At 72.4% G+C, this 22,281-nt stretch carries 22 protein-coding genes and 1 pseudogene; 7 read left to right on the forward strand and 16 right to left on the reverse strand.

Annotated features, from left to right (window positions below; genetic code table 11):
• Entirely contained in the window at positions 1 to 663 is a 663-nt protein-coding gene (locus ACQCO7_RS01700) for an ABC transporter permease (RefSeq protein WP_464070066.1), read from the forward strand.
• Between the two features lie 11 nt (positions 664 to 674).
• Entirely contained in the window at positions 675 to 1,607 is a 933-nt protein-coding gene (locus ACQCO7_RS01705) for an ABC transporter substrate-binding protein (RefSeq protein ID WP_464070067.1), read from the forward strand.
• Between the two features lie 10 nt (positions 1,608 to 1,617).
• On the opposite strand, the pseudogene ACQCO7_RS01710 reads toward ACQCO7_RS01705, so the two are convergent.
• Positions 1,618 to 2,970 (reverse strand): annotated as a pseudogene (locus tag ACQCO7_RS01710) (alpha-L-fucosidase); the annotation flags it as partial.
• Positions 2,971 to 3,320: 350 nt separating this feature from the next.
• Entirely contained in the window at positions 3,321 to 4,298 is a 978-nt protein-coding gene (locus ACQCO7_RS01715; protein ID WP_464070068.1) for an NADP-dependent oxidoreductase, read from the reverse strand.
• 112 nt (positions 4,299 to 4,410) lie between these two features.
• Here ACQCO7_RS01715 and ACQCO7_RS01720 point away from each other — a divergent pair, with 112 nt between their 5' ends.
• Positions 4,411 to 5,028: a TetR/AcrR family transcriptional regulator gene (locus ACQCO7_RS01720; protein ID WP_464070069.1), complete on the forward strand. Its 618-nt coding sequence runs from the start codon at positions 4,411 to 4,413 to the stop codon at positions 5,026 to 5,028.
• Between the two features lie 385 nt (positions 5,029 to 5,413).
• On the opposite strand, the gene ACQCO7_RS01725 is transcribed toward ACQCO7_RS01720, so the two are convergent.
• The 4 genes from ACQCO7_RS01725 to ACQCO7_RS01740 all read right to left on the reverse strand — a co-directional run bounded on the left by ACQCO7_RS01725 (position 5,414) and on the right by ACQCO7_RS01740 (position 9,616).
• On the reverse strand, positions 5,414 to 6,067 hold the full coding sequence (locus tag ACQCO7_RS01725; protein ID WP_464070070.1) for a response regulator: 654 nt from the start codon (positions 6,065 to 6,067) through the stop codon (positions 5,414 to 5,416).
• The gene (locus tag ACQCO7_RS01730) at positions 6,064 to 7,266 is read right to left on the reverse strand and encodes a sensor histidine kinase (RefSeq protein WP_464070071.1); all 1,203 of its coding nucleotides are present in this window, start codon (positions 7,264 to 7,266) and stop codon (positions 6,064 to 6,066) included. The genes ACQCO7_RS01725 and ACQCO7_RS01730 overlap by 4 nt, the downstream gene beginning before the upstream one ends.
• 91 nt (positions 7,267 to 7,357) lie before the next feature.
• Positions 7,358 to 8,470 carry an ABC transporter substrate-binding protein gene (locus tag ACQCO7_RS01735; protein WP_464070072.1) on the reverse strand — a complete coding sequence of 371 codons (1,113 nt, stop codon included), beginning with the start codon at positions 8,468 to 8,470 and terminating at the stop codon, positions 7,358 to 7,360.
• A 153-nt stretch (positions 8,471 to 8,623) separates the two neighbouring features.
• On the reverse strand, positions 8,624 to 9,616 hold the full coding sequence (locus ACQCO7_RS01740; RefSeq protein ID WP_464070073.1) for an ArsR/SmtB family transcription factor: 993 nt from the start codon (positions 9,614 to 9,616) through the stop codon (positions 8,624 to 8,626).
• A 56-nt stretch (positions 9,617 to 9,672) separates the two neighbouring features.
• Here ACQCO7_RS01740 and ACQCO7_RS01745 point away from each other — a divergent pair, with 56 nt between their 5' ends.
• On the forward strand, positions 9,673 to 10,947 hold the full coding sequence (locus ACQCO7_RS01745) for an MFS transporter (RefSeq protein WP_464070074.1): 1,275 nt from the start codon (positions 9,673 to 9,675) through the stop codon (positions 10,945 to 10,947).
• A 68-nt stretch (positions 10,948 to 11,015) separates the two neighbouring features.
• On the forward strand, positions 11,016 to 11,324 hold the full coding sequence (locus ACQCO7_RS01750) for a GNAT family N-acetyltransferase (RefSeq protein WP_464070075.1): 309 nt from the start codon (positions 11,016 to 11,018) through the stop codon (positions 11,322 to 11,324).
• Here the strand turns inward: ACQCO7_RS01750 and ACQCO7_RS01755 are convergent.
• A complete protein-coding gene (locus tag ACQCO7_RS01755) occupies positions 11,314 to 12,111 on the reverse strand; it encodes an alpha/beta fold hydrolase (protein ID WP_464070076.1) in 798 nt (265 codons plus the stop codon). The two genes, ACQCO7_RS01750 and ACQCO7_RS01755, sit on opposite strands and share 11 nt — an antisense overlap.
• A 76-nt stretch (positions 12,112 to 12,187) precedes the next feature.
• On the opposite strand from ACQCO7_RS01755, the gene ACQCO7_RS01760 reads away from it, so the two are divergent.
• Positions 12,188 to 13,039: an AraC family transcriptional regulator gene (locus tag ACQCO7_RS01760; protein WP_464070077.1), complete on the forward strand. Its 852-nt coding sequence runs from the start codon at positions 12,188 to 12,190 to the stop codon at positions 13,037 to 13,039.
• A gap of 94 nt (positions 13,040 to 13,133) precedes the next feature.
• Here ACQCO7_RS01760 and ACQCO7_RS01765 read toward each other — a convergent pair whose 3' ends face one another.
• From ACQCO7_RS01765 to ACQCO7_RS01795, 7 genes are all read right to left on the reverse strand, one after another.
• The gene (locus ACQCO7_RS01765) at positions 13,134 to 14,048 is read right to left on the reverse strand and encodes an alpha/beta hydrolase family protein (RefSeq protein WP_464070078.1); all 915 of its coding nucleotides are present in this window, start codon (positions 14,046 to 14,048) and stop codon (positions 13,134 to 13,136) included.
• Between the two features lie 31 nt (positions 14,049 to 14,079).
• The gene (locus ACQCO7_RS01770; RefSeq protein WP_464070079.1) at positions 14,080 to 15,126 is read right to left on the reverse strand and encodes a cellulose binding domain-containing protein; all 1,047 of its coding nucleotides are present in this window, start codon (positions 15,124 to 15,126) and stop codon (positions 14,080 to 14,082) included.
• Positions 15,127 to 15,228: 102 nt separating this feature from the next.
• Positions 15,229 to 15,486: a hypothetical protein gene (locus tag ACQCO7_RS01775; protein ID WP_464070080.1), complete on the reverse strand. Its 258-nt coding sequence runs from the start codon at positions 15,484 to 15,486 to the stop codon at positions 15,229 to 15,231.
• On the reverse strand, positions 15,468 to 15,824 hold the full coding sequence (locus ACQCO7_RS01780) for an SAM-dependent methyltransferase (protein WP_464070081.1): 357 nt from the start codon (positions 15,822 to 15,824) through the stop codon (positions 15,468 to 15,470). Before ACQCO7_RS01780 ends, ACQCO7_RS01775 begins: the two co-directional genes overlap by 19 nt.
• Positions 15,825 to 15,843: 19 nt before the next feature.
• On the reverse strand, positions 15,844 to 16,668 hold the full coding sequence (locus tag ACQCO7_RS01785) for a carbohydrate ABC transporter permease (RefSeq protein ID WP_464070082.1): 825 nt from the start codon (positions 16,666 to 16,668) through the stop codon (positions 15,844 to 15,846).
• Between the two features lies 1 nt (position 16,669).
• Positions 16,670 to 17,599 carry a carbohydrate ABC transporter permease gene (locus tag ACQCO7_RS01790; protein ID WP_464070083.1) on the reverse strand — a complete coding sequence of 310 codons (930 nt, stop codon included), beginning with the start codon at positions 17,597 to 17,599 and terminating at the stop codon, positions 16,670 to 16,672.
• Complete coding sequence (locus tag ACQCO7_RS01795) at positions 17,596 to 18,942, reverse strand: ABC transporter substrate-binding protein (RefSeq protein WP_464070084.1); 1,347 nt, start codon at positions 18,940 to 18,942, stop codon at positions 17,596 to 17,598. The genes ACQCO7_RS01790 and ACQCO7_RS01795 overlap by 4 nt, the downstream gene beginning before the upstream one ends.
• A gap of 241 nt (positions 18,943 to 19,183) precedes the next feature.
• On the opposite strand from ACQCO7_RS01795, the gene ACQCO7_RS01800 reads away from it, so the two are divergent.
• Positions 19,184 to 20,212: a LacI family DNA-binding transcriptional regulator gene (locus tag ACQCO7_RS01800; protein WP_464070085.1), complete on the forward strand. Its 1,029-nt coding sequence runs from the start codon at positions 19,184 to 19,186 to the stop codon at positions 20,210 to 20,212.
• A 7-nt stretch (positions 20,213 to 20,219) separates the two neighbouring features.
• Here the strand turns inward: ACQCO7_RS01800 and ACQCO7_RS01805 are convergent, their stop codons facing one another.
• Entirely contained in the window at positions 20,220 to 21,137 is a 918-nt protein-coding gene (locus ACQCO7_RS01805; RefSeq protein ID WP_464070086.1) for a glycoside hydrolase family 68 protein, read from the reverse strand.
• Between the two features lie 56 nt (positions 21,138 to 21,193).
• Positions 21,194 to 22,231: a LacI family DNA-binding transcriptional regulator gene (locus ACQCO7_RS01810; protein WP_464070087.1), complete on the reverse strand. Its 1,038-nt coding sequence runs from the start codon at positions 22,229 to 22,231 to the stop codon at positions 21,194 to 21,196.
• Positions 22,232 to 22,281 lie beyond the last annotated feature (50 nt).

Genomic DNA, 22,281 nt, shown 5'->3' on the forward strand with positions numbered 1-22,281 from the left:
ATGTACGAACTCTTCGAGAACCTCGGCTCCTGGCTGACCAGCGGCGCCCAGTGGTCCGGCACCGACGGCATCGCCCACCGGCTCGCCGAGCACCTCCAGTACTCGCTGATCGCCACCCTCGTCGCGGCGGCCATCGGCCTCCCGCTGGGCCTGCTCATCGGCCACACCGGCAAGGGCGCCTTCCTCGCGATCAACCTGGCGTCCTTCGGCCGCGCCCTGCCGACCGTCGGCCTCGTCGTCCTGGTCTTCCTGGCCGGCGGCCTGTCGATGCTGCCGGTGTACGTCGCGCTGGTGGCGCTCGCCGTCCCGTCGATCGTGACCAACACGTACGCCGGGATGACGGCCGTCGACCCGGACGTCAAGGACGCGGCGCGCGGCCAGGGGATGCGCGGCCACCAGGTCCTGTTCCAGGTCGAGCTGCCCCTCGCGCTCCCCCTGATCATGACCGGCCTGCGGCTCGCGCTGATCCAGGTCGTCGCCACGGCGACCATCGCCGCGTACGTCTCCTTCGGCGGTCTCGGCCGGTACGTCTTCGACGGACTCGCCCAGCGCGACCTCGTCCAGGTCCTCGGCGGCGCGGTCCTCGTCGCCGCGGTCGCCGTCGTCCTCGACCTGATGCTCAGCGGCCTCCAGCGCTTCCTCTTCCGCCACCGCACCGCCTAGGGAACCCTCACATGAACCGACGCGCTCTCCTCGGCGGCCTGTTCGCCGCGGCCTCCGTCCCCGCGCTCGCCTCCTGCTCCGGCGGCATCACCTCGCTCGACAACCAGAGCTCGGGCACCTCCGGCGGCGGCTCCAGCAAGGGCGGCCTGACCATCGGCACCGCCAACTTCACCGAGAACCAGATCCTCGGCTACCTCTACGCCGCCGTCCTCACCCAGGCCGGCGTCAAGGTCAAGGTCCGGCCCAACCTCGGCACCCGCGAGATCGTCATCCCCGCGCTCCAGGGCGGCGACATCGACCTGCTGCCCGAGTACCAGGGCGCCCTCCTCGACTACCTCGACCACAAGGCGACGGCCACCGAGGAGGGCGAGATGCAGAACGCCCTCACCATCGCCCTGCCCGCCGGGCTCCAGGTCCTGCCGTACGGGCTCGCCGAGGACGCCGACGCGTTCGTCGTCACCCGCGAGACCGCCGAGAAGTACGGGCTGACCTCGCTCGCCGACCTGCGCAAGCAGAACGGCAAGCTGGTCATCGGCGCCGCCCCCGAGGTCAAGAAGCGCAAGGTGGGGGTGGTCGGGCTGAAGGAGGTGTACGGGGTCGACTTCAAGGAGTTCAAGTCCCTCGACTCCTCCGGGCCGCTCGTCAAGGGGGCGCTGAAGAAGGGGGACGTCGACGTCGCGAACCTCTTCACCACCGACACCGACATCCTCGCCAACAAGTGGGTCGTCCTGACCGACCCCAAGAACCTCATCCCCGGCCAGCACATCGTCCCGCTCATCGCCGACCGCAAGGCCGACGACACGGTCCGCAAAGCGCTCGCCCGGCTCGGGAACGTCCTCACCACCGACGACCTGACCGAGCTGAACCAGCAGGTCGACGGCGAGAAGAAGGACCCGAACGACGTGGCGAACGCGTACGCGAAGAAGCACGGGCTCCTGAAGTAGCGGGCCCTCAGACGGCGGCGGGCCTGCCGCACACCTCCACGCAGACCACCGAGACGTCCGGGTTCGGCGCGGTCGCCGGGACCGTGACGGTGATCGTGTCGCCGGTGCGGCGGTAGCGGAGGCTCGTCGTGGGGGCGTTCAGCAGGTAAACGCGGGTGATCCTGTTGCGGACCGCCGGGATCTGGAGGGTTCCGGCGGTCGGCCAGGCGAAGACGTGCGCGAACAGCTTGCCGTCCTTCGCGGTGAACTTCCCCCACGCCGGTTCGGTCCGGAAGGGACTGCCGGTGGTGCCGTAGATGCTGTCGCCGTAGGTGGCCGTCCACGCGCCGAAAGCGGTCAGGACCTTCGTCGTACCGGCGGTGACGGTCCCCGCTCCCGTGGGGCCGATGTTCAGGAGGTAGTTGCCGTCGCGGGAGACGACGGTGACGAACTCCTGGAGGAGGGCGTGGACCGAGCGGTACGAGTTCTCCTTCGCCTCGTTGTAGCCCCAGGCGCCGTTCATGGTCACGCAGGTCTCCCACGGCCGGTCCAGCGGGGCCGGGGGCACCTTCTCCTCCGGGCACGCGAAGTCGCCGAGGCCCAGGTCGCGCTTCACGCGTTCGTTGACGACCAGGTTCGGCTTGCGGGCGATCAGCCAGTCGTACAGCTCCCGGCCGTCGGCCTCCACCCACCAGTCGTCCAGCGTCGGCGTCGCCGGGTTCCCGCACCAGTCGCCGTCGAACCACAGGACCGCCGGGTCGTAGCGGTCGAGGAGTTCCTGGAGCTGGTCCTTCATGTCGGCGATGTACGCGGTGCGCGCGGACAGGGAGGACACCGACGAGAAGTTGTTCTGGTTGGCGGTCTGCGAGGAGTGGTTCCAGTCCATGATCGAGTAGTAGAGGCCGAACCGTACGCCGCGCCGCTCGCACTCCCGCTTCAGCTCCGCGAGCAGGTCGGGGCGGTAGCCGCTGTAGTCGTGGAGGTTGTACTCCTTCGTGCCGGTGGTGTCCGTGAAGCCGGGTACGTCCGAGTCCCACATCGCGTAGCCCTCGTGGTGCTTCGCCGTGATCACGAGGTACTTCATCCCGGCGTTCGCGGCGAGTTCGGCGATGGTGGCGGCGCTGAACGAGGTCGGCGCGAAATGGGCGCTGACCTGGTTCTGGTACGGGGCCTTGGCCCAGTTCTCGTTGTAGAACGCCCACTCGCCGTGGCCCCGGTAGGAGTACGAACCGAAGTGGATGAACATCCCGAACCTCGCCTGGTACCACCAGTCCATCTTCGAGGGGACGGTGTACGCCTGTGCCGTCCCCGGCAGTCCGAAGGCGACAGTACCTCCGGCGAGGGCGGCGGCCTTCATGAGCGAACGTCGGCTGAGGCTGGACACGGAGCGACTCCTGGGGGTCCGGGGACAGCGGGGCGACGCGTGACGGGCGTGGGGCCCGGTGTCACACATCGGATGAATTCTGGAGGGTGGATCAGGATCACGTCCAGAGGTGCGCGACGATGCTTCACACGCCCTACGAAAGGTCGGACCTCCGAGGGGGGTCAAAAAGGGCCAGTTCCCCCTCATCGGGCGCCTGGAACACCTTCACGTACCCCTCAGGCAGCTCGACGCCAACGCCGAGCGCCCCCCTGCTCGCAGACCTTGGGGGAGTGCGTGCCAAGCGGCGGGCGCCCGGCCGGCGAGGTGACGCAGGCTCTCACCGACCGGCAGCCTCCGTACGGCTCACCCGGTCAGAACCTCAGGACGGGGCGCCCCCGCACGCCCCTTTCCATGACGAGTTGCTGCGCCTGTGCCGCCCGCTCGGCCGGGAAGACCTCCGCGACACGTAGCGTGAGTGTGCCCGCCTCCGCCATGTCCCGCAGTTCCGTGAGTGCCGCCGTGTCCGTCACCCGGTCCCACACCAGCACCAGCGGCCAGCGCACCCCGCGTTCGCTCTCGCCGAAGTACGCGGACGCCGTCGCGATCGCCCCGCCGTCCCGGACCGCCCCGAGCACCCGGTCGTGCAGCGGCACCGCGTCGACGACGCCGTCGGCCCCGTCCGGGCGTAACTCCCGCACCCGCTCGGTGAACCGGTCGCCGCGCGGGAGTACGTGGTCGGCGCCGAACCCGGCGACGAGGTCCCGGTCGCGTTCGGCCGCGTCGGCGATCACCGTCAGCCCGGCGGCCTTGGCCAGTTCGACGGCGTACCCGCCCACCGCACCGGCCGCGCCGGTCACCGCGACGGTCGCCCCCGGGGACAGATCGAGGGACTCCAGGCACATGCGTGCGGTGAGCGCGTTCATCAGCAGGGTGGACGCGGCCGTGAGGCCGGCGCCCGCGGGGGCACGGACGACCGACTCCGCCGGGGCGACGACGTACTCCGCCTGCGCTCCCAGCGCCAGCCTGGGCAGGAGCAAGGCAATGACCTCGGTGCCGACGGCGAGCTCGGGGCGTACGTCCGCGCCGGCCTCGTCGATGACGCCGGCCGCGTCCCAGCCCACGACGTGCACGTCCGACGGCGGGAACAACTCCCTTATCGTCGCGTCGAGTTCGGGGGACGGCACCGCCTGGCCGGCCGCGCCGCCACCGCGCCAGAAGATGTCGGACCTGTTGACGGACGCGGCGGCGACCTTGATCCGTACCTGTCCCGGACCGGCGTGGGGTTCGGGCAGGTCCAGGACCCGCATCACCTCGGGACCGCCGTACTCGGTGAAACCGACGGCTTTCATCTCGCCACCTCACGATCATCGAACGCGGAACACTTTTGTTCCGCGTTTCAGCGGAAGCTAGCAGACGCGGTAAACTCGATACAAGTCAGTCCCGGTCGTGAAAGAGGCGCGTGTGTCCGAGGCCAGTTCAGCGTTGCGCCGTCCGAGCGGCAGGTCGGGCCCGCCGCGCGATCCCGCCCGCGACGCCCGTATCCTCCGCGCGGCCACGGAACTCCTCACCGAGGGCGGATACCCGGCGTTGACCATGGACAACGCCGCCGCGCGGGCCGGGGTCGGCAAGGCGACCGTCTACCGCCGCTGGAAGTCCCGCGCCGAACTCGCCGCCGAGGCCCTCGACCACGCCGGTCTCACCGACGCGATCACGCCGGCCGACCTCGGGCCGGGACAACTGCGCGCGGAACTCGTCGCGACGCTGGCGAGCGCCACCTGGGGCCCGGACCTCTCGCGCGCCGACCTGATCGCGGCGCTCCTCGACACGGCCCGCCAGGAGCCGGAGCTGTGCAACCTGGTGCGCCGGCGGTACATGGACTCCCTGCACCAGGCCGTGGAGGACGTCCTCGCACACGCCGCCGAACGCGGCGACCTGCCCCCGCGCCCGGCCGGTCCACGCCCGGTCGAGGTCTCCGCCGCCGTCGCGCTGCTGCTGCACTGGGAGCCGATGCGCGGGGAGCGGCTCACCGAGGACGACATCGGTGAGGTGGTCGACAAGGTCCTCATGCCGCCCCGCTGACCGGGGGCGCTCCTCCACCGCCGTCCCGGGTCGGGGAGCAGCTCCCGGGCGAGGCGTACGGCCTCCGTGCCGTCTGCGGCTTCGCGGACCGGTGCCATGTCGGACTGGGCCTCCAGGGCCGTGCCGAAGGCCATCCGGAGCAGCGGGGTGTTGGTCAAGGCTTCCTGCACCAGGCGGTAGACGGTCAGTTGCCCGGTGGCGGGTCTTGCCAGTCCGACCGCCTCGGTCATCACAGGTCCCTGTCGATCGAGCGTCATGGTGGGCCCACCGCGAGTCTGCCGGTGAGCTGGGTCTCGGCGGCGCAGGCGGCGGCCCCCTCGTCGCCTGACTGCCTCAGGGTGTCCACCAGTTGCCGCTCGGGTTCCGCATCGCCGGGAGCAGGGGCTCAGTCCAGCTCGATCAGCCCCCGGCGGACGGCTTCGGTCACCGTGCTCGCCCGGTTCTCGGTACCCAGCTTGCGATAGATGCGCACGAGGTGCGTCTTGACCGTCGCCTCGGTCAGGAACAGCGCCCCGGCGATCCCCCGGTTGCTGTGCCCCCGCGCCAGCAGCCGTACGACCTCGGTCTCCCGCCCGGTCAGCGCCGAGCCGGGGTCGGCCACGTGCCCGGCCAGCCGCTCGGCGGCCTCGGGCGCGAGCACCGTCCCCCCGGCGACCGCCGTACGCACCGCCCGGAACAGCTCCTGCGGCGGCCCCGCCTTCAGGACGTACCCGCGCGCCCCCGCCTCCATCGCCCGGACGACGTCCCCCTGGCCCTGGTAGCTGGTGAGGACGACGACCCGTACGTCCGGCAGCGCGGCGGCGATCCGGCGGGTCGCCTCGATGCCGTCCTCCCGTTCGCCCACGCCGGGGGCGTCGGTGAGGCGGAGGTCCATGAGGACGACGTCGGGGCGCAGGGCCTCGGCGAGGTGGAGGGCCTCGTACCCGTCGCCGGTCTGGCCGACCACGGCGAAGCCGTCCTCGCCGTCGAGGAGGGCGAGGAGGCCGGCGCGGACCACGGCGTGGTCGTCGACCAGGAGGATGCGGACGGGGCCGGTCATCGGGGGGCTCCGGTGACGAGAGCGGGGACGGGCAGGGTCGCGAGGGCTCTGGTGCCGTGTCCGGGGGTGCTGTCGACGGTGAGGGTGCCGTCGTACGCGGCGAGGCGGTCACGGGTGGCGGCGAGGCCGAAGCCGCGTCCGGCTTTTTTCGGCGCGGCGGCTGTTCCCTGTACGTCCCGGTCGAAACCCACCCCGTCGTCGCGGACCTCCACCGCGACCGTGTCCGTCTCCCGGCGGTCCAGGGTCACCCACACGTGCGCCGCGTCCGCGTGCTCGCACGCGTTGGCCAGCAGGCCCTGGGTGATGCGCAGGAGTGCGGCGGCCCGCTCCGGGGGCACCTCGCGAACCGCCTCGCCGAGCGCGCCGAAGGAGATGCGCGGCATCCCCTCGGGGACGCCCTTGTGCGTGCACAACTCCCGTAGCGCCGCCGCGAGATCGCCGCTCGCCAGGGGCGCCGGGGTCAGGTCCCGGATGATGCTGCGCGTGTCGGCGAGGCTCGCGCCGAGGGCCTCCGCGACCGCGTGGACCTGGCGGCGGGCCGAGTCGGGGCGGCGGTCCCAGTCCCGTTCGGCGGCCTGGAGGAGCATACGGTTGCCGGAGAGTTCCTGGGCGAGGGTGTCGTGCAGGTCGCGGGCGATGCGGGAGCGCTCCGCGAGAACCCCGGCCTCCCGCTGCTGGCGCGCCAACTCGTCGCGGGTGCGCCCGAGTTCGTGCACGAGCCACTGCTGGCTGCGGTAGAGGGCGACGGTGAACCAGACGGCCGCCACGGGCGGCGCGACGAGGTCCGGCTTGAGCACGCCCTCCGTACGGAGGATCGCGACGGCCAGCAGCACCGTGATCAGTCCGACGGCGGCCAGCGCGGCCCAGTCGCGGAACATCCGCAGGGCCAGCACCGCCAGCGGTACGGCGAGCCACATGTACCCGCCCGCGAAGCGCGCCGGGAGGACCCAGGCGACCCACGCCCACAGCCCCAGGAGCAGCGCGAACCAGACGCGCCGTACCCGGGGGCCCATCCGCTCCCACAGGCCGAGGCCCAGGCCGTAGCCCGTCGCCAGGAGGACGACGGGCGGGGCGACCGACCAGCACAGCGCGCTCGGCAGGCGGGCGAGCCGGGCGAGGGTGCTCAGGACGACGGCCAGGAGCAGGAGGTGCGGGAGCGACCGCAGCAGCGGCAGGCCCTTGTAGGTGGCAGGCGGCACGGGGGCGGTCCTCAGGTCCGATGACGGACCGCCCAGTGTAAACCGCTTACGGATCAAGGGAGTTGAAGGTCTGCCCGGGTACGGTGCCTGGTCAGCGCCCGGGGTGCAGCCCCGGCCAGCCCGGCGTGGGCTCGCCCCTGACCTCGCCGAAGTACAGCGCGAACGTCTGCTTCAGGCGCTCGACCTCGGCGCGGTCCTCCATGAAGCGGGGGAAGCCGTCGAGGTGGGCGTCCGGGTACTCCCACACCGGCTTGAGGCCCGTGGGCGCGGCGAGGTCCGTACGTACCGACCAGCGCGCGGAGGACTGGCGTTCGGTGGAGATCTGCCAGTTGAGGAAGAGCTTCGCCGCCGTGGGGCGCGGGCTCCGCTTGAGGATCGCCATGCGCTGGCCCCACGCCATGAAGGGGTGCCCCTCGGCCATGCCCATCTGCGTCGGGCTGGTGACCGTCGGGTTGGTGCCCGTGCCGACGCCGATGACCTTCTGCTTGCCGGTGACCGCGGCGCCGGGCGAGAAGGAGCCGCGGGCGAACTGCGGCTGCTGCGCGGCGAAGGCGGCGGCCCAGTCCCAGCCGTACTTCTCCACGTACAGGGCGAAGAGGTAGAGGACCGCGTCGTCGTCGTGCGGGTACGCCGAGGCGATGGCGCCCTTCCAGCGCGGGTCGATCAGGTCCAGCGGGGTGCGCGGCGCGTTCGCGCCGGCCGCCGCGACGTCGTACAGGTAGCTGAAGGAGATGACCGAGCCGGCCACCCAGGCGCCGTCCGGGTCGCGGAACTGCGGGTGCAGCCTGCCGAATCCGGCGGGCCGGTAGCGCAGGAGCTGTCCCTGGCGCTTCCAGCGGGTGAAGTCGTGCAGGGTCTGGAGCTGGACGACGTCGGGAACCAGGGTGCCGGTCGCGAGCTGGTTGTCGATGCGGACGTCGTGGTACTTGCTGTAGTCCACGATCAGCGTCAGGTCGATCCCGGGGAACCGCTGGCGGAACGCGGCGCCGGCGCTCGCGCCGCTGCCGGAGTCGGCGAGGTCGCCGCCCGCGTAGACGACGAGCTTGCCGCCCTCGGCGATCGCGTCCCGGTACAACTCGTCGAGTGTGCGGGTCTCTTCGCGCGGGCCGGTGACCGCCTGCGCGGCTGCGGGCATCGCCGCCGCCGCGACGACGGCGCCCGCGCCGGCCGTGAGGATCCGCCGCCTGCTGAACTTGCTGGGCATGTGGGGGGTGAGTCCCTTCTCGGCACCGGGACGACCGCCGCCCCGGCGTCCCCCACCCTGTCCCGGCACCGGCCGCCCGCGCGTCGTCCGGAAGCGGGCGATGCGTTCAACCGTTCGGTTGAACAAGGGAGTCGGCCCGCACGCCCCGACAGCTCACGAGTGCTTCGGCTCCGCGGCCTCTGTCACGGTCTGGCCGGCCCGGGTGCGTGCGTACAGGACCTGCCGGCCGGCGCGGTGGGCGCTCACCAGGCCGGCGTTCCGCAGGGCGGTGAGGTGCTGGGACGTGCCGCCGGGCGTCAGGCCGGTGCGGCGGGCGAGTTCGGTGGTGGACGCGGGGGCGGTCAGCTCGGTCAGGATCATCGCGCGGGAGCGGCCCAGCACCCCCGCCAGGGCGTCGGGGACGGTCGCGGTCCGGGTGTGCCAGAGCGTGCCGACGGCGCGGGGCGGATAGCGCAGCGAGGGCTGCCACGGTTCGTCGAGTACGGAGAAGACGCGTGGCCAGACGAAGGCGGAGGGCACCAGCAGCAGTCCCTGGCCGTCGAGCCGGCGCGCTCCGCGCACGGTGCGGTGATCCAGGTGCAGGGTGCCGTGGGCCCAGGTGACCTGCGGGTCGAGGTCGGTGAACAGGTGCTGTGCGCCGCCGTCGACCAGGCGTCCGGCGCGGTAGCGGATGTCGCTCTCCAGCAGGGTGAGGATGCTCGGCCAGTACGGGGCCAGCGCCAGTTCCCAGTACGCCTCGATGGTGTCCGCCAGCCGCGCGAGCTCGGCGGCCGGATCGGCGCGCAGCGCCGCCAGCCGCGCTTCCGGCACCCCGGCCGTGGTGCGCAGGAGCGCCGGCGGCATGGCCCGCACCGTGGCGAGCTCCACCTCCAGCGACGGCAGCGGCGTCGTGGGGGCCGGGCAGATGAACCCCGGGACACGGCCGGCCCAGGGCGAGCGCGCGGGCATCGGGACGAGGTCGAACAGCGGGCTCAGGTCGAGACCGGCCGCCGCCAGCCGGGGGCGTACCCGGTCCGCCCAGGTGCGGTGCAGGCCGTGTTCGTCCGCCCCTTTGAGGACCCGGACGCTGGCCACCACCTCCCACAGCGGGGAGATCGCGAAGCGGGTGCGGGCCACGTCCTGCATGGTGAATTCGATTTCGATCATTTAGCTCAGCCTAAATCTCTGGGGCGAGCCGCACGGCGTCCCGCACCGTACGCCGCATGACCGAAGCACCGGATTCCCCGTGGCGCGTGGGCGCCTTCCGTACGCTCTTCGCCGCGAGCGCCCTCAGTCACCTCGGCAGCAACGTCGGTTATGTGGCGATACCGCTGCTCGCCGTCACCGTGCTCGGCGCCGGTCCGGGCCAGGCCGGTGCGCTGGCCGCGCTGTCCACCGCCGCGTTCCTGTTCATCGGGCTGCCGGCGGGCGCGTGGGTGGACCGCTTGTCCGGGCGCCGTGTGCTGGTCGCCGCCGACGCCGCTCGCGCGGTGCTGCTCGCCTCGATTCCGCTCGCCTGGTGGCTGGGGGTGCTCTCGCTGCCGCAGCTGTACGCGGTGGTGCTGCTGACCGGCTGTGCCACGGTGTTCTTCGACGTCGGCTCGCAGAGCGTCCTGCCCGAACTGGTCGGCCGCGAGCACCTCGTCCCGGCGAACGCGGCCGTCGTCAGCCTGATGGCCGGTGCCAACATCGCCGGCCGGGGCGCGGGCGGCTTCCTGGTCCAGCTCCTCACGGCGCCCCTGGCGATTCTGGGCGGGGCCCTCGCCTACCTCGCGTCCGCCTGCGGCCTCACCGGTATGGCCCGCCACCACGCCCGCACGAAGCCCCCGGCCGCCGGGCGACGGCTGCGGACCGAGATCGCGGACGGGCTGCGCCATGTCTTCGGCACCCGCGAGCTGCGGGCCCTGGCGCTCACCGCGACCCTCACCAACCTCGGCGCGCAGATGGTCAACGCCATGCTGCCGGTGCTGTTCAGCCGCGAACTGCGCCTGTCCGCCGGGGCACTCGGCCTGTACTGGGCGGCCGGCGGCGTGGGCATCCTGCTCGGTGCCCGCCTCGCCCGCCCCCTCGCCGCCCGCCTCGGCCACGGCCGCACCCTGGCCCTGGCCGGGCCGTGGTTCGCGCCCGCCGCACTGGCCGTCGCGCTGGTCGGCACCGGCCCGTGGCTGTGGGTGGCCGGCGCCGGGTGGCTGGCCGTCATGACCAAGACGGGCATCGACAACGTCCTCGGCGTCACCCTGCGCCAGCATCTGACGCCGGACCCGCTGCTCGGCCGCATGAACGCCACCTTCCGCTTCCTGCTCACCGGCGCCCTCGCCGTCGGCTCCGCCCTGGGCGGCCTCGTCGGTGAGGTCGCGGACGTGCGCGTCGCCGTGTGGGCGGGCGCAGCGTGCCTGGCCTGCGCCTTCCTCCCGGTCTTCCTCTCCCCCGTCCGCGCGCTCCGGGAGCTGCCGGCTCCGGCGCAGCCCCACCGGGCATCGTCGATTAGGCTCGGCTGAACCGGCGGAAGTTGCCACGTCAACCATGCCGTGCCGATTCGTTTGACGCATCACTCCCAGGAGGACATGTGACGGTCGAGGTCGTCGACGCACCCGAGGCGCGCCGCTACGAGGCGCGGATCGACGGGGGTTCGGAGGTCGCCGGGTTCGCGGAGTACATCCGTACGGCGGAGCTGATCGTGTTCGTCCACACGGAGGTGTCGCCGGCCCACGAGGGCCGGGGCATCGGCTCCGCCCTGGCCCGGACCTCCCTCGACGAGGCCCGCGCCGCCGGCCTCAGGGTCCTGGCGACCTGCCCCTTCTACTCGGCCTGGATCGACCGCCACCCGGCGTACGCGGACCTCCTCTACCAGAACCGCAGCAGCGTCAGCGACTGAGCGCCCCGGCTCCTGTGGTGAACGCCAGCAGCGAGGCGGCGGTTCGCTGCGGGGCCTCCAGGATGGGCGAGTGGCCGAGGCCGGGCAGGAGTTCGATCCGGGCGCCCGGAACCGTGCCGTAGTCGGCCGCCGACGAGGAACGCCACCTGCGGTCGTCCGCGCCGAAGAGCACCAGCAGCGGCTTGCCGAGGGGGGCCAGCCGGTCGGGGAGGGGGCGTTCGTCGAGGTACGCGCGCGTGGCCTGCATCGTCGCCGTGAGGGTGTGGAGGGTCATGTGGCGCACCTCGTCCAGGAGTTCCGGCGGGATCTCGTAGCCGGGACGGCTGAAGCCGGTGCTCGCGAACCGGCGGATCTGCTCGTCGGTCGGCGGCCACTGGGAGATGTCGGCGCCGGACGCGATGTACGCGTACAGACCGGGACCGGTGTTGATCAGGGCGAGCCCGGTCACCAGGTCGGGGCGCTGTTCGGCGAGGGCCGTGGCGACCGCGCCGCCGCTGGAGTGGCCCACGGCGACGGCGTGTCCGATGCCGAGGCGGTCCAGCAGGGCGCCGAGGCGCCGCGCCTGGGCGGGGAGGGCGTAGCCGCGGTCGGCGGGTTTGGCCGACCGGCCGTGTCCGAGGAGGTCGGGGCGGACGACGTGGTGGGAGCCGGTGAGGTGGGGGACGAGCGCGTCCCACGAGCGGGCCGAGGACGCGGAGCCGTGGATGAGGAGGAGTGCGGGGGCGTCGCGGGGGCCGTCCTGGCGTACGTGGAGGTCGCTGTCGTCCGGCGTCGGAGTGTCGGTCATGCGCCCACTCTCACCGTCGGCGCCCGCCGCCGTATTGGACGAATGTTCCCCGCGCCCCCTCAAGTAGCCTGCGGTCATGGGGACTTTCCAGCACGGTGCCGCTGTCTGGGACGTCGCCTGCCCCGAGCGCCCGAGCCGCACAGCCGGTCTCACCATGGCCGGGTTCCGGGTCCGTGACCTGGACGCGCTGCGCATGGTCCCGCACCCGGCGGTGACGCTGCTGCTGGAGTTCGGGGCGGGAGCGCCGGTGCTCGACAGTGCGGGCGGGCGGCAGCGGGGCTGCCTGGTCGCCGGGCCCGGACTGGGGTCGGGCGGTACGGCCGTGGTGAGCGGCGAGGACGTCGCGTGCGTACAGGTACGGCTGTCCCCCGTCGTCGCCCGCGCGGTGCTCGGCGTCTCCCCCGCCGGCCTCGACGGCGACGCCGTGCCCCTGGACGCCCTGTGGGGCCGCGAGGCCGGCCGGATCCGGGAGCGGCTCGCCGAAGTGCCGTCCTGGCAGGGCCGGTTCGCGCTGGTGGACGCGTTGCTGGGCCGCCGGTACGAGGCGGGGCCGCCGGTGGACCCGGAGGTCGCGTGGGCGTGGCACCGGATCGCCGTCAGCCGTGGCCTGGTCCGGGTCGACGGGCTCGCGGCGGAGGTCGGCTGGAGCCGCAAGCGCCTGTGGTCCAGGTTCCGTTCACAGCTCGGGCTGCCGCCGAAGCGCGCCGCGTCCCTGGTCCGCTTCGACCACGCCGCCCACCGCCTGGTCGCGGGCGAGCCCGCGTCCCGGGTCGCGGCGGACGCCGGGTACGCCGATCAGTCGCACCTGCACCGGGAGGTCGCGGCGTACACGGGGGCGACCCCGGCGACGGTGGCCCGTGAACCGTTCCTCGCGGTGGACGACTTGGCGTGGCCGGACCTCATGTCCCCGGGCGCCGCCCGGAGTTGACCGTGACCTCGGCCTGGGGGATCTCCTGGCCAAGGTCACGGTCGACTCCGGGCCTGCCCGGTCCGTGCCGGGCAGGCTGACGCGGCACGTCCGGTCAGCGGACGGCGAGTTGTGCTTCGGGCGCAGTCAGGGCCGTACCGTACGGGCACTTCGTCCGCGAGCGGGAGATGCCGCTCGGGTCCGCGAGGGACGGGCACAGGAACTGCGTGTAGCGCGTGTCGTTGTCGAGGAAGATCTTCAGCCAGGGGATCGTGCGGCGGGTCACGGCAGAGTTGCCCCAGGTGGGGAAGCCGTGGCCGCCGGTGGCGAGTTCGAGGGCCGCGCCCGGGGTGGCGGCGGGCATGCTCGCGTACAGGTTGTCCACGGACGACGGCGTCACGACGCCGTCGTCGCGCGCGCTCACGATCATCGTCGGGACGCGGAGGGTCGAGAGGTTCTGCGAGGGCGAGAAGGGGGCGAGCGGTACGGCCGCCTTCAGGGTCGGCCGGCGTTCGGCCGCGCTGATCGCGCCGCCGCCTCCCATGGAGTGGCCGAGGACACCGAGCCGGTTCGGGTCGACGCGGTCGCGTACGGGGCTGCGCTGCGTCAAGTAGTCGAGCGCGGCGAGGAGTTGGGTGCCGCGCGCGGTGTCCCAGTCGAGGGTGCTGTTCGTGTCGATGCCGATGACGACGAACCCGAAGGAGGCGAGCCAGGGCCCCATCCAGGCGCCCTCGTTGTCCCAGCGGGCCGTGTAGCCGGGTACGGCCGCGATCGCGGCCCACGTGCCCTGGCTGGTGTCGGTCGGGTAGTAGATCTTCCCGCCGTTGAACCCGTTGCCCGGCGCGACGGTCAGCTCGGCCGTGGCGAACGTGCCGCGCTGGGCGGCGACGCTGCTCACGGTCGGGTCGGGGCCGCGCTGGTAGGGGTTGGCCTGCGCGGTCGCCGGCGCGGTGGAGACGAGCGCGGCGAGCAGGCCGATCACGGCCGCGATCAGCGCGGCTCGCAGTCGTACTGTCCTGTTCGGGTGCATGCGGTGCGGTCCTCTCTACTGGCGGTGGAGGTCAGGAGGTTCGCGCGGTGCAGGTGACGGTGGCCGAGGGGGTGCCCGGCGTGCTGGCGATGAAGCCGAAGGCGGCGCTCGCGCCGGGGGCCAGGGCGCCGTTCCAGGACGCGTTCGTGACGGTGGCGGTGCCGTCGGCCGCCGTGCTCAGGGTGCCGTTCCATGCCTGGGTGATCCGGGCGCCCTCACCCGGTACGACGGTGACGGTCCAGCCCGTCGCCGGGGACGTGGAGGTGTTGGTGACCGTGACCTCGCCCTGGTAGCCGCCCTGCCAGGAGGAGACGGCGCGGAACGTCGCCGCGCAGGCGCCCGGGTCGCCGGGATCGCCGGGGTCGCCCTGGACGAGGAGTGCGGTGAGGGCCGGGTACCAGCGGGCGGCGATCTTCGCGTTGCCGGGGTCGGAGGGGTGCACCCCGTCGTACGTGTCCGTCGCCGTGTCGAACCCCGTCCACTGGTCGACGACCGTCACCGGGGAGCGGCTCGTGCTCGTCGCCTGGGCCCAGGCGGGGATGCGGGCGTTCAGGTCGACGGCGCGTTGTGCGCAGGCGGAGCAGTTCGCGGGGTTCATCGGGATGATCTGGGCGACGAGGATCTTCATGTCGGGGTTGGAGGCCCGCATCTGGCCGACGAGTTTCGTGTACGCGGCGAGGATGCGGTCGGGGGCGATCGCGCTCCACACGTCGTTCGTGCCGAAGTGCATGGCAACGATGTCCGGGCGGGTGGCCGCGAGGCGGGCGGGCATCAGGTCCTGGTCCGCGACGTTGGTCACCAGCTCGCCGCCGTGGCCCTCGTTGTCACCGTCGAACGGCTGGCCGCAGCCCTGCTGTCCGAGGGTGCCGACGAAATCGACGTTCGTGTATCCGGTGCTCTGCAACTGGTTCCACAGCAGCGCCCGCCAGCAGCCCGGGGAGCCGGTGATGGAGTCGCCGAGCGGCATGATGCGGACGGGGGGTGCGGCCGAGGCGGGCGGGGCGAGGGCGATACCGAGGCCGAACAGGAGCGCTGCGAGAAGGATCCGCAGGAGGGGGGACGGGCCGGGTCTGCGCATACTGGTCCTCATTCCTTCGCGAACGTGCCGTTGTTCGTTCTCCCGGAACCCATGGACCGCATCACGAGCTTCCCGACGATCTGATGAACTGTCAATCACCCGTCACGCAATATGACCGGTAGCCACTGCCGCCCGGCCAGTTACCCGCCGCCCCACCGGGGGTGCCGCCGCCTCCACCGGGAGCCCCGAACCGCCGATCACGTGGTCACCCTCGCCGGGTTCGGCCCACAGCCGCTCCGTCGCGGGGCCGATGCGGAGGATGGTCAGGCCGGGTGGGATCAGCTCCAGGCCGGTGAAGAGGGCTTGGAGTTCGGCCGCGGTGGAGAACGTGCCGCTGCCCATCATGCTGTGCAGGAACATGTGCTCCAACTGCCGGGCGGTGGCGCGTCGGCGTAGGCACGCATGATGTCCTCAGCGGCGATGACCATGTTCTCGGTCCCGCTCTCCTGGAGGAGCGCGCGGCCGTGGGCCAGGACCAACGGGTCGTTGTCGACGTACACGACCCGGGCGTCCGGGGCGGTGCGCCGTACGACGTCGTGGGTGTTCTCGGCGGCCGGCAGGCCGGAGCCGCAGTCCAGGTACTGGGCGACGCCGGCCTCGCCGGCCAGGAAGCGGCAGGCGCGGATCAGGAAGGCACGGTTCTCGACCGCGAGGTCGAGTACCGGACATGGCGCCTCGCAGGAAGTCGGGCGGGTCACCACGCCCCGCCCGCTCGCCTCACCCTTTCACCGACCCCTGCAACAACGCGGTCACGAACTGCCGTTGGAACACGAGGAACACGATCAGGGTGGGCGTGAGGATGAGGAGGGAGCCCGCGCAGAGGAGGACCAGGTCCGTGCCCCACTGGCCCTGGAAGGCGCCGAGGGCTCCCGCCATCGTGCGTTTCGTGGGGTCGTCGACCATCACGATGCTCAGGAGGAACTGGTTCCAGGTCCAGAGGAACAGGAGGATCGTGAGGGAGGAGATGGCGGGGCGGGCCAGCGGGACGTGGACGCGCCAGAAGAGCTGCCAGGTCGTGGCGCCGTCGACGCGGGCGGCCTCGGAGAGTTCCTTCGGCACGTTGAGGAAGTGGGCGCGCATCCAGTAGACCGCGAACGGCATGTAGAGGCCGATCAGCGGGAGGACGATGGCCCAGCGGGTGTTCAGGAGGCCGAGGCCGTCGATCTGGTGGTAGATCGGGGTGATGACGGCCTCGAAGGGCATGGTCAGGCCGAGCAGCAGGACGCCCATCGCGATGCCCCCGCCGCGCACCTTGAGGTGGCCGAGCCCGAACCCGGCCATGGTCGCGAGGACGACGGCCGCCGGGACGACACCGAGGACGATGAGCACGCTGGAGTTCAGCAGCGCGCCCATGTTCGCGACGTCGAAGGCGTCGGCGAAGTTCCCCCACTGCGGGTCGGAGGGCCACTCCAGGCCGGAGGGGACGGTCCCCCGGGGCTGGAGCGCGGCGGACAGCATGCTGACGAACGGCAGCAGGGTGACGACCATGAGCAGGACGAGGAAGGCCCGCCCGGTGAGGGCCTCGCGGCGGCTGATGTTCACTTCACTTGCCCTCTCGGGAGAGCCGCTGGATCGGCAGGACGCAGAGCAGGACGAGCAGCATGAGGACGACGGCGAGCGCGGAGGCGAGCCCGACCTGGCGCTGGGCGAACGCGAGCCGGTAGATCTCCAGGCCCGGCACGGTCGTCGAGGTCCCGGGCCCGCCGCTGGTCGAGATGTACACGATGTCGAAGCTGGCGAGCGCGGCGATGACGGTCACCGTGAGGCAGATCCCGATCTCGCGGCGCAGGCTCGGCAGGGTGACGGCGAAGAACTCCCGCACCGACCCGGCCCCGTCGATGCGCGCGGCCTCGTACAGCGCCGGGTCGATCTTGCTCATGCCGGTGACGAGGAGGATCGTGCACAGGCCGAGCATCACCCAGGCCCCGATGATCCCGACGGCGGGCAGCGCCGTACCGAACTCGCCGAGCCAGGCGCGTGTGTACCGGCCGAGGCCGATCGCGTCCATGACCTGGTTGACCATGCCGGTCGTACTCAGGACCCAGCTCCAGGCGATGCCCGCGGCGACGAGCGGGATGACCTGCGGGAGGAAGAGGACGGTCCGGGCGGCCGTGCCGAGCGCGCCGGTGCTGACGCGGTGGATGAGGCTCGCGACGAACAGGCCGAGGACGACGGGGACGAAGCTGAAGAAGACGATCAGCACGAACGCGTGCCCGATGATCTCCAGGAGGTCCGGATCGGTCAGCACGGTCCGGTAGTTGTCGAGCCCGACCCACTCCGAGGGACCGATGCCGTCCCAGCGGTAGAGGGAGTACTGAAAGGTCGTCAGCAGGGGCTTGAGGACGAAGAACCCGTACACGGCGAGGGCGGGGACGACGAACAGCCAGCCGCTCCAGCGGGTCCCCCGCCGCTTCCTCACGACCTTCCCAGCCGTATGCGACAGGGGTCGCACCTCGGGCAGAGTAGCGGTCACCGCGACAGCTCCTTCGCGTACTCCTTCTGTACGGCCTTCACGTACCCCCCGGGCGTCTGCTGGCCCACGATCAGCTTCTGGAGCTCGGGCGTGATGGCCGACGCGAAGATGGACCCGGTCGCGTTGGCGGTGAAGTCCACCGCCCCGTTCTCGGCGGCGAGTCGCTGCGACGCGGCGAGCGTCGACGCGAGGACGGTGCCCGCCTTGGCCTGCGGTACGGCGAGATCGGCGGGCCCGCCGGGGCTGGAGCCGCCGACGTCGACGAGGATCTTGCGCGCCTTCGCGTCCGTGTGCAGCCAGTTGAGGAAGTACGCGGCCTCGTTCGGATGCTTCGCGCGGGCCCCGATCCCGAAGGTGTTCGGCGAGGACATCGCGACGTGCCGTCCCCCGGACTTCTCGGCCGGGAAGAGGAAGAAGCCGACGTTGCCGGGCATCTTCGCGTCGAGGTTGGCCGACTCCCAGTCCCCGTTGAACATGAACAGGCCCCGGCCCTTGGTGAAGTCACCGACCATGGTGGTGTAGTCCATGGCGTTGGCGTCCTTGGTGAAGTACCCGGCGCGAGCCCACTTCCCGATGGTCTCGGCGGCCTTGAGGGACGCCGGGGTGTCGAAGGTGGCGCCGGTCTTCTGGAAGATCCAGTCGTTGACGGCGGCCGGGTCGGTGAACTGGTTCTGGAGGGCCTGGTACGGGAAGTTGATGCCGGCGGTGTTCTTGTTGAACTGCACGATCGGCTGGACCCCGGCCTGCTTGGCCTTGCCCAGCAGCGCCTCGAACTCGGCGACGCTCCCCGGCACCCCGCTCATGCCCGCCTTCTTCGCGAGGTCCTTGTTGTAGAAGACGCCGGTGACGCTGTAGCCGAGCCCGGCGCCGTACAGCGGCCCCGAGCCGCGCTGCCCCGCCTTGTCCACACGGAGTTGCGCGAGCTGGGAGGCGGGAAAGGCATCCCAGCCGTACGCCTTGGCATAAGGGTCGAGATCCTTCAGCAGGTTGTCCTTGACCAGGTCGACCATGGTCGGCAGCCGCATGATGTCCGGCGCGTTGTCCCCGGCCAGGACGCGCGGCGCGTTCTCGACGAGCACCGTGAACTGGTCCTCGCGCACCTTGAAGGTGACGTTCGGATGCTGCCGGGTGAACTCGTCGGCCAGCGCCTTGGCCAGCGGGAACCCGGTCTCGGCGTACATCTGGAGCGTGACCTCGCCGGTGCCGAGCGAGGTGCTCACCGCCGGGTCCCCGGTGGAGGCGGCGGGAGCGCCGGAGCCGGGAGCGCTGCACGCGGCGCCCAGGAGTATGAGGGGGATCATCAGGGCCCTTGCCGGCCATGGTTTCGCCGTGCCTTCGTACATGGAGCACTCCTTGCCTGGGTCACGAGGGAGGGATCGGGGAGTCCCGGTCGAGGTCGTGGTGGCGGACACGGTCCGGCGGCTCCGGACGTGCCTGTGGGGAGGCCGTGACAGCCGGTTCCGGTGATCCCGGCACCGTCGGTCCAGACGGTTGCCAAGGCGGCTTTCACCGGTGCTAAATAGATTTAGCAGTGAGCATGAGCCCTGCCCCAGACCCTGTCAAGCACCGTGCGGAGGAACGCATTTGAGCCGACGACGCGTCACGATGACCGACGTGGCCCGCCGGGCGGGGGTGTCGCCGACCACGGCGTCCTTCGTCCTCGCCGGCCGCCGCGACATGCGCATCTCGGGCGACGCCGAGGAGCGCGTACGGCGCGCCGCGCGCGAACTCGGCTACCGGCCCAACCTCACCGCCCGTGGCCTGCGCACGTCGGTGACCAGGACCGTCGCCCTGATCTCGGACACCATCGCGACGACCCAGTTCGCGGGCGAGGTCATCCACGGCGCCCTCGACGCTGCGGGCGCCCGCGAGCACGTCCTGTTCGTCGCGGAGACCGAGGGGGACCCGCAGACGGAGACCCGGCTCGTCGAGGGGATGCTGGACCGGCAGGTCGACGGGTTCGTGTACGCCACGATGTACAGCCGCGAGGTGCGGCTCCCCGCCGCGCTGCGGGACGCCCGGGTGGTGCTGCTCAACTGCTATGAGCGGGACGCGCGTTGGCCGAGCGTCCTGCCGGACGAGGTGAACGCGGGCCGTGACGCGGCGCGTGTGCTGCTCGACGCCGGGCACCGGGAGGGCGTGCACGTCATCGGCGGGCGTCATCTGACGGACGCGACGCCGGACGGGGTGTGGGCGGGGCTGGAGCGGATGCGGGGCATCGAGGAGGTGCTCGCGGGGGCGGGCGTACGGGTCGACGGGGTCGCCGAGTGCGACTGGCAGCCCGAGGACGGGCACCGCGAGGTGGGGCGGCTCCTCGCGGCGGGGATCGTGCCGCGCGCGCTGGTCTGCCTCAACGACCGGCTGTCGCTGGGGGCTTACCAGGCGCTCCAGGAGGCGGGGCTGCGGGTGCCGGACGACGTGTCGGTGGTGTCGTTCGACGACTCGGACCTCGCGGTGTGGGTCCGGCCGCAGCTGACCAGCGTGGCGCTGCCGCACTACCGGCTGGGGCGGCTGGCCGTGGAGACGCTGCTCGACGGCGACACGGAACCGGCCGTCCACCGCGTGCCCATGCCGGTGATGCCGCGGGCGTCCCATGCGCGGCCTCGCGGCTGACGGGGGATCAGCGGAGCCCTTCGGGGGTCCAGTGCACGGGTACGGGGTCGGAGAGTTCCCCCACGAACACCCCGTCCCGTTCGTCGACGAACCCGATGAGCTGCCAGGTTCCGTCGCCGCTCTGGACGAGGCGGGGCGCGTAGAGGTCCGGGCCGGGTACGGGAGTTGCCGCGGCCGGGTCCCAGGGGCCCGTGACCGACGCGCCGGGGATCGCCCACAGGCGGCCCTCGTCCGCGCGCGGGTGCGGGGTGTTGGTGCAGAACAGCAGCAGCGGCTGTCCGTCCACGACGGCGACCTGCGGCACCTCCAGGTGTCCGAACCCGGCGGGTTCCGTGAGGGGCGGTCCCACGGTCCAGTCGAGGAGGTCCGCCGAGCGGGCGTGGCCGATGACGCCCCGGCCCTCGGCGGGGCCCTGGCCCGCGCGCGCCGTGATCAGCATGTGCCAGCCCTCCCCCGCCGGGTCCGGGAACACCCACGGGTCGCGCCACGCCTCCTCGTGCCAGGTTCCGGCGCCGAGGCGCTCGTACCAGGCCGGGTCGGCCTCGACGAGGGGCTTGTCGCCGTGGCGGTGCCAGGTGTGGAGGTCGTCGGAGACCGCGAGGCCGATGCGCTGGACGAGGCCGTTCTCGGCGCGGCTGACCCCCGTGTAGTACAGGTGCCAGCGGCCGTCGGGGGCCCGGACCACGCAGCCCGTCCAGGTGGCGAGGTCGTCCCAGGCGGGTTCGGCGGCGGCGGTCAGGGCGTCGGCGGTGAGGTGCCAGGTGCGCAGGTCGTCGGAGACGGCGTGGCCGACCGAGGCGCGGTGGTGGCGGCGGTCGGGGTCCAGGAGGGCGCGGGACGCTCTGAGGAAGAAGGCGTGGTGGCGGCCTTCGTCGTCCCGCGTGTACCAGCTGTCCCACACCCAGTGATCGGGCAAGCGCAACATCGACGTGCCTCTCGCTCACAGACGTTGCGGGAAAACTAGCAGGCTAAATCGTTTTATCAAACAGTCGGCTCGTCCGGCCCGGCGAACACCCCGACAGACCCCCGCACCCGCACGGGCATCGGCACCCACCGCACGCCGGGCCGCACCTCCTGGTCGAGCAGGGTCTCCACGGCCAGCCGCCCCATCCGCTCGTGCGGCAGCGCGGCCGTCGTCAGCCCCGGACGCAGCCAGCCCGCGATCGGGTCGTCGTCGAAGGAGACCACGGAGACGTCCCCCGGCACGGACAGCCCCGCCTCGGCCAGCGCCTGGTACGCGCCGAGGGCCAGCCGGTCGTTCATGCAGACGATGCCCCGGGGCGGGGTGCGGCGGCTCAGCAGGTCGCGCATCGCCTCGTACCCGTCGGCGGGCTCCCACGCGTCGGCCCGGCCGCCGGGGGTGAGGCGCAGGCCGTACGGCTCCAGGGCGCGCCGGATGCCGCGCAGGCGGGGGCCTGCGGCGAGGGAGCGGCGGGGGTCGCGTTCGACGGCGTCGGCCCGGCCGATCACGGCGATACGGCGGTGGCCGTGCTCCAGGAGGAGCGTCGCCACGTCGTGGCCCGCGCGTTCGTCGTCCGGGAGGATCGCGGCGACCGGTTCGGTGCTGTCGGCGTTGAGGAGGACCGTGGGGCGGCTCGCCATCGCCGGGGGCACGGTCAGGCGGCGGCACGCCATGGCCGCGTACACGAAACCGTCGATCTGGCGGTCCAGCATCGCTTCCACGGCCTGCCGTTCGGCCTCCGGGTCGCCCTGCGTCTCGGCGATGAGCAGGACGTGGTCGCGTTCGCGGGCCGCTTCGAGGGCACCGCGGATCATGTCGCCGGCGAAGCGGGTGGTGGCGACGGCGTCCGAGACGAAGGCGAGCGTCGCGGTCTTGCGGGTACGCAGGCTGCGGGCGGCGACGTTGGGCCGGTAGCCGAGTTCCTCGGCGGCGGCGAAGACCCTGGCCCGGGCCTCCTCCGAGATCCGGGTGCCGGGGCGGCGGTTGAGCACCAGGGACGCCGCCGTCACCGACAGCCCCGCGTGCCGTGCCACGTCGGCCAGTGTCACTCTGCTCATGTGCCGCTCCTCCCGCGCGGGGCCCATCTTCGCCCATCGCGCGGGCGCGC

Source organism: Streptomyces saintjeani (assembly GCF_055409605.1).

Excerpts from the sequence above, each read along its gene's own strand:
- ACQCO7_RS01725 (WP_464070070.1), bottom strand. The coding sequence starts at position 6,067 with ATGACCGGCCCCGTCCGCATCCTCCTGGTCGACGACCACGCCGTGGTC.
- ACQCO7_RS01715 (WP_464070068.1), bottom strand. The coding sequence starts at position 4,298 with ATGAAAGCCGTCGGTTTCACCGAGTACGGCGGTCCCGAGGTGATGCGG.
- ACQCO7_RS01755 (WP_464070076.1), bottom strand. The coding sequence starts at position 12,111 with ATGACCGACACTCCGACGCCGGACGACAGCGACCTCCACGTACGCCAG.
- ACQCO7_RS01705 (WP_464070067.1), top strand. The coding sequence starts at position 675 with ATGAACCGACGCGCTCTCCTCGGCGGCCTGTTCGCCGCGGCCTCCGTC.
- ACQCO7_RS01770 (WP_464070079.1), bottom strand. The coding sequence starts at position 15,126 with ATGCGCAGACCCGGCCCGTCCCCCCTCCTGCGGATCCTTCTCGCAGCG.
- ACQCO7_RS01760 (WP_464070077.1), top strand. The coding sequence starts at position 12,188 with ATGGGGACTTTCCAGCACGGTGCCGCTGTCTGGGACGTCGCCTGCCCC.
- ACQCO7_RS01740 (WP_464070073.1), bottom strand. The coding sequence starts at position 9,616 with ATGATCGAAATCGAATTCACCATGCAGGACGTGGCCCGCACCCGCTTC.
- ACQCO7_RS01735 (WP_464070072.1), bottom strand. The coding sequence starts at position 8,470 with ATGCCCAGCAAGTTCAGCAGGCGGCGGATCCTCACGGCCGGCGCGGGC.
- ACQCO7_RS01775 (WP_464070080.1), bottom strand. The coding sequence starts at position 15,486 with ATGTTCCTGCACAGCATGATGGGCAGCGGCACGTTCTCCACCGCGGCC.
- ACQCO7_RS01810 (WP_464070087.1), bottom strand. The coding sequence starts at position 22,231 with ATGAGCAGAGTGACACTGGCCGACGTGGCACGGCACGCGGGGCTGTCG.
- ACQCO7_RS01700 (WP_464070066.1), top strand. The coding sequence starts at position 1 with ATGTACGAACTCTTCGAGAACCTCGGCTCCTGGCTGACCAGCGGCGCC.
- ACQCO7_RS01795 (WP_464070084.1), bottom strand. The coding sequence starts at position 18,942 with ATGTACGAAGGCACGGCGAAACCATGGCCGGCAAGGGCCCTGATGATC.
- ACQCO7_RS01745 (WP_464070074.1), top strand. The coding sequence starts at position 9,673 with ATGACCGAAGCACCGGATTCCCCGTGGCGCGTGGGCGCCTTCCGTACG.
- ACQCO7_RS01765 (WP_464070078.1), bottom strand. The coding sequence starts at position 14,048 with ATGCACCCGAACAGGACAGTACGACTGCGAGCCGCGCTGATCGCGGCC.
- ACQCO7_RS01805 (WP_464070086.1), bottom strand. The coding sequence starts at position 21,137 with ATGTTGCGCTTGCCCGATCACTGGGTGTGGGACAGCTGGTACACGCGG.